The organism is Halothiobacillus sp. (assembly GCF_027346185.1).
In the GTDB taxonomy this organism is placed as follows: Bacteria; Pseudomonadota; Gammaproteobacteria; order Halothiobacillales; family Halothiobacillaceae; genus Halothiobacillus.
In genome coordinates, this window is the sequence record NZ_DAIESY010000141.1 from 1 (window position 1) to 5,223 (window position 5,223).

Here is a 5,223-nt window from a genome sequence, read left to right on the forward strand (position 1 = left end):
TATTTTGAAGGAATGGTTGGAGAACCCTCCGCAAGGATTCCGGGTGGAGCCCGTCTATGCCACCGAACATTCACGGGGTTACCACTATGCACGCCGGTTTACCAGTCGTTTTTTGGGAATGCCAGACGACTGGGCGCAGGACGAGCCAGCCGAAGCCTGGCCCGGTGATAGATTTATTTGTTTAGATTTGCACCACGGTGTAGTGCCTGCCCAGCAGACTTACCTACAGAAATGGCGCAACCGAGGCGTAAAGGTCTGGTTCGTGGTTTACGACTTATTACCTATCTTGATGCCACGATTCTTTCCACCCGAAGCACAGAATCAGCACCAACGCTGGCTTGAGAGCATCAGCCAGTTCGACGGTGTGGTCTGTATTTCGCGCGCCGTGGCAGATGAAATGCGTGAATGGTTGGCTGCGCACGAACCCCATCGCGAGCGACCCTTAGCAATCGAGTGGTTTCACTTGGGAGCTGATGTTGATGCCAGCGCACCCACACGAGGTTTGCCTGACGATGCCCCTGTGGTCTTGAATGCTTTGAATGCAAGGCATTCATTCCTTATGGTAGGCACGGTGGAGCCACGCAAAGGGCATGCGCAGGTTTTAGAAGCCTTCAATCTGCTCTGGAAATCGGGTATGAATGTCAATCTCGTTATCGTCGGCAAGCAGGGCTGGATGGTAGAGTCACTTATAGAGCGCTTGCGCTCTCATCCGGAGTTGGACAAGCGCCTGTTTTGGCTCGAAGGCATCAGCGATGAGTATCTAGAAAAGGTTTATGCCGCAAGCACCTGTCTTATCGCCGCGTCCTATGGCGAGGGTTTCGGCTTGCCACTGATTGAAGCGGCGCAGCATAAACTGCCGATCATCGCGCGAGATATTCCGGTATTTCGCGAAGTGGCTGGCGAGAATGCGTTCTTTTTTAACGCGTCTACACCCGATGGCTTAGCTCAATCCATTCAGCACTGGTTTGAATTGTATGCCCAAAAGGAGCACCCCAAATCCGATACCATGCCTTGGTTGACTTGGGAAGCAAGTGCTCAACAACTTTTGACTGCAGTAATTAAAACTAATTAATATCAACCACATAACTTGGAGTCAAAATCATGAAATCAGCCATTATCACCGGTATCACTGGCCAAGACGGCGCTTACCTCACCCAGCTCCTACTGGAGAAGGGCTATACAGTTTATGGCACATATCGCCGTACCAGTTCAGTGAATTTTTGGCGGCTAGAAGAATTGGGTGTATCTAAGCATCCGAATCTGCATTTGGTTGAATATGATTTAACTGATATGGGTTCGGCGATTCGTTTACTGCAAAGCAGTGGCGCGATGGAAGTTTATAATCTGGCGGCGCAGAGTTTTGTGGGTGTGTCGTTCGATCAACCAATTGCCACAGCGGAAATGACCGGTGTTGGGCCACTGTATTTGCTGGAAGCCATTCGTATCGTGAATCCGAAAATTCGCTTCTATCAAGCTTCAACCTCCGAGATGTTCGGCAAGGTGCAGGCCATTCCGCAGATCGAGAGTACGCCGTTCTATCCGCGCAGCCCGTATGGGGTGGCGAAGCTTTATGCCCACTGGATGACAATTAATTACCGCGAGAGTTATGACATCTTCGGCAGCAGCGGGATTTTGTTTAACCACGAATCGCCGCTGCGTGGTCGCGAGTTTGTGACGCGCAAGATCACGGACAGCATCGCTAAGATCAGCATGGGCAAGCTGGATGTGCTTGAGTTGGGTAATATGGATGCCAAGCGCGATTGGGGCTATGCCAAAGACTATGTGGAAGGCATGTGGCGCATGCTGCAAGCGAATAAGCCTGATACCTATGTACTGGCGACCAACCGAACAGAAACCGTGCGTGATTTTGTGAGCATGGCATGCAAGGCGGTGGGGGTTGAGCTTGAGTTCCGTGGCGATGGCGAGAACGAGGTAGGCGTTGTGGTGAGCGTATCCCCCTCACCCCAACCCTCCCCCGCCAAGGGGGAGGGGGCTTTCAAGCTGGGGCAAGTGGTGGTTAGGGTGAACCCGAAGTTTTATCGCCCGGCAGAAGTCGAGTTGTTGATTGGTAACCCAGAAAAAGCCAAACGCGAACTGGGTTGGGAGCCTAAAACCACTCTGGAAGAGTTGTGCCGGATGATGGTGGAAGCCGACTTGCGTCGCAATGAAATAGGCTTCTCGTTTTAGTCACTCCCGGAGAGGTCGTGTAGGATCTCTTCTCATCTGAGTTTTGTCATATGAATACTGCCTTGGTTACAGGTGCTTCAGGCTTCACGGGCCGGTATATGGTTTCCGCGTTGCAGATGCACGGCTACCAGGTTGTGGGTTTTGGTAGTCCGGCGTGTGGTGCGGACTCTTGTCTTTCCGTCGATTTGACCGATGCTGAAGCGGTTCGGATTGCTGTACACCAAGTTCAGCCCACGCACGTTGTCCACTTGGCTGGAGTTGCTTTTGTGGGGCATGGCAAACCAGATGATTTTTATCAAGTAAACCTGTTTGGCACCCTCAACCTTTTGTCGGCACTAGTAGAGCTGCCGCAAACACCTCGTGTGTTGATCGCCAGTTCAGCCAACATTTACGGCACGCCGAATATCGAAGTCATTGATGAGTCGGTGTGTCCGGCACCTGTGAATCATTATGCGACCAGCAAGTTGGCGATGGAGCACATGGTGCACACCTATTTCGATCGGTGTTCGATTGTGATTGCTCGACCATTCAACTATACGGGCGTCGGTCAGACCGAGCAGTTTCTGATCCCGAAAATTGTCGGGCATTTCAAACGCAAGGCGCCTGTGATCGAATTGGGTAATTTGGACGTGAGCCGGGATTTTTCGGACGTTCGAGATACAGTTGCTACCTACGTGGCATTGTTGGAGTCCGATGCACATTCGCAGGCGGTGAATGTATGCAGCGGTCGGGCCATCGCCTTGCGTAATGTGTTGAGCGAGGTAGGTCGGTTGGCTGGGTATGAAATTGAAGTGCGGGTAAATCCTGCCTTTGTTCGCGCGAATGAAATTCCTGTTTTGCGGGGAAGTCGAGCGCGTTTGGAGTCATTAGTGGATTGTTCTCAACCTAGGCGCTTGGAAGAAACGCTGGCGTGGATGTATGAGCAGGAGTGAATCGATGCGTATAGGTTTTAGTGCGAGTGTTTGGGTTCAAGGAATAGAGCGTAACCACTTGGATGGCATCGGTGTCTACTCTAAAAATCTGTGGCAGAACTTATCGGGAAACCAGGAATGTGATCTGCATGCATTACGTTTTGGAGCGTGCGACGCACCGCTGAGTCAGGCGCCATCACCTCTCACATGTGTCCCGATTCGATTCAATCGTCAGGTCGCTTTGTCGATAGTGACCGGATCACCGTTCAATCAATTGGGTTCGTACGAGCGTTCCGTCGATGTATTCCACGCGACAGACCACCACATTCCAAAATTACGTTCCGTGCCGATCGTTGCCACTTTGATGGATGCAATTCCATTCGTCCATCCTGAATGGGTGTCGCAGAAGCTACGATTTTTTAAGAATTTTGCGTTCAAACGTTCCGCACACTGGGCTGAGCGAATAATTACGATTTCTGAATACAGTAAACACGATATTTCAGAGCACTTTTCGATACCTCTGGACCGAATTGATTCGATACCGTTGGGTGTTGATGACGCGTTCTATGCGCGTATGTCTGCTGAAAATATTGATGAAGCCTTAAGCCGGTATCAGGTTCCGCGGGGGAGCTTTGTTTTTGTTGGGACGCTTCAGCCTCGGAAAAATGTACGGCGCATTATCCAGGCTCATCGTCAGCTTCCGTTAATGATCCGAGATGCGCACCCTTTGCTGATTATTGGGAAATTCGGCTGGGGTGATCCGGGCATCGTCGAAGATTTGCACGCCATGGAGCAAACTGGGCAAGGACGTTGGTTGGATGACGTTTCTAATAGCGATCTGCATGCTTTTCTGCAGTCGGCTGCGGCATTGGTTTATCCCTCTCTCTATGAGGGGTTTGGTTTGCCAATTCTGGAAGGATTCGCTTCCGGTCTGCCTGTCATCAGTTCAAATACCACCTCAATTCCAGAAGTCGCGGGTGATGCAGCGTTGCTTGTCGACCCTGAATCCATCGACGAGATAGCCGATGCGATGCAGCGGATTGTTGAGGATCGTGCTCTGGCGGATTCTCTAATCGCACGAGGTGCTGAACGTGTTAAGGAATTTACCTGGGTGAAATGCGCCGAGCAGACAATGGCCGTTTATAAACAGCTTGGTTAAGGTGAATACGTGACCATCCGCGTTCTTCACTTCGGTAAATTTGCATTCGAACGCGCGGGTGGTATCGAACGGCATGTCGAAGTGTTGGCGCGTGCACAGGCGGCACAAGGTGCGGATGTCACCGTTCTCGCCTATACCTTGGATGCAAACGCCAAACCCCGTCGGATTGATGGGGTTCAAATTGAGCCGGTGTTTGTAAGCGTGCGTTTTTCCAGCCAACCGCTTGCGCTGGGATTGATTCTTCATGCTCGGCAGTTAGCCAGGGAAAAGCCCTTCGATGTCGTGCATCAGCATTGGCCGGATCCTTTCGCGCATCTCGTTGCCAGCCTGATGCCCGGTCGCCCCGCATGGGTGGTGAGTTGGCATAGCGACATTGTGAAGCAACGTTTCCTCGGTCCGGTTTATCGGACGCTGGCGCCCATGTTCTTGCGTAAGCCAGATGCGGTTATTGGCGCCACGAAGACGCATATGGTTTCACCACAAATTGATATCTTTGCCGATACTGCGCATCGTCATGTGATTCCATATGGAATCGATCCTGCGCCATTCGAATTGACACCGAGCGTCAGCAATTCAGTTGTGGCGCTTCGCGTCCGCTATGCGGGACGCCCCATCGTGTTCGCCTTAGGGCGACATGTTTATTACAAGGGCTTTGATGTGCTGATCCGGGCTATGGCTCGGGTTCCCGCTGTCCTACTGCTTGGCGGCAGTGGACCGTTGACACCGGAACTAACGCAATTGGCTGAACGCCTTGCAGATGAATCTGCGGGGCAGGTTGTGTTCGTCGATTCGATACCCGAAGATGAATTGCCGGTTTATTACCATGCCTGCGATATATTCTGTCTGCCTTCGGTGGCGACGACAGAGGCATTTGGTATTGTTCAGACCGAAGCGATGCTCTGCGGAAAACCAATCGTGAATACGAATTTGGGCACCGGGGTGAATGAAGTGGCGCCTCAAGGTGTG

The 5,223-nt window shown here is 51.8% G+C and carries 5 protein-coding genes; all 5 read left to right on the forward strand.

Annotation, left to right across the window (positions count from 1 at the left end):
* Positions 1–118 precede the first annotated feature (118 nt).
* A complete protein-coding gene (locus M7R55_RS10155; RefSeq protein WP_298220298.1) occupies positions 119–1,072 on the forward strand; it encodes a glycosyltransferase family 1 protein in 954 nt (317 codons plus the stop codon).
* A gap of 29 nt (positions 1,073–1,101) precedes the next feature.
* Entirely contained in the window at positions 1,102–2,187 is a 1,086-nt protein-coding gene (gmd, locus tag M7R55_RS10160) for a GDP-mannose 4,6-dehydratase (RefSeq protein WP_298220299.1), read from the forward strand.
* A gap of 50 nt (positions 2,188–2,237) precedes the next feature.
* The gene (locus M7R55_RS10165; protein WP_298220300.1) at positions 2,238–3,119 is read left to right on the forward strand and encodes an NAD-dependent epimerase/dehydratase family protein; all 882 of its coding nucleotides are present in this window, start codon (positions 2,238–2,240) and stop codon (positions 3,117–3,119) included.
* A 4-nt stretch (positions 3,120–3,123) separates the two neighbouring features.
* Complete coding sequence (locus M7R55_RS10170; RefSeq protein ID WP_298220301.1) at positions 3,124–4,257, forward strand: glycosyltransferase family 1 protein; 1,134 nt, start codon at positions 3,124–3,126, stop codon at positions 4,255–4,257.
* A gap of 9 nt (positions 4,258–4,266) precedes the next feature.
* On the forward strand, positions 4,267–5,223 hold a 957-nt coding region (locus M7R55_RS10175), incomplete at its 3' end, for a glycosyltransferase (protein ID WP_298220302.1).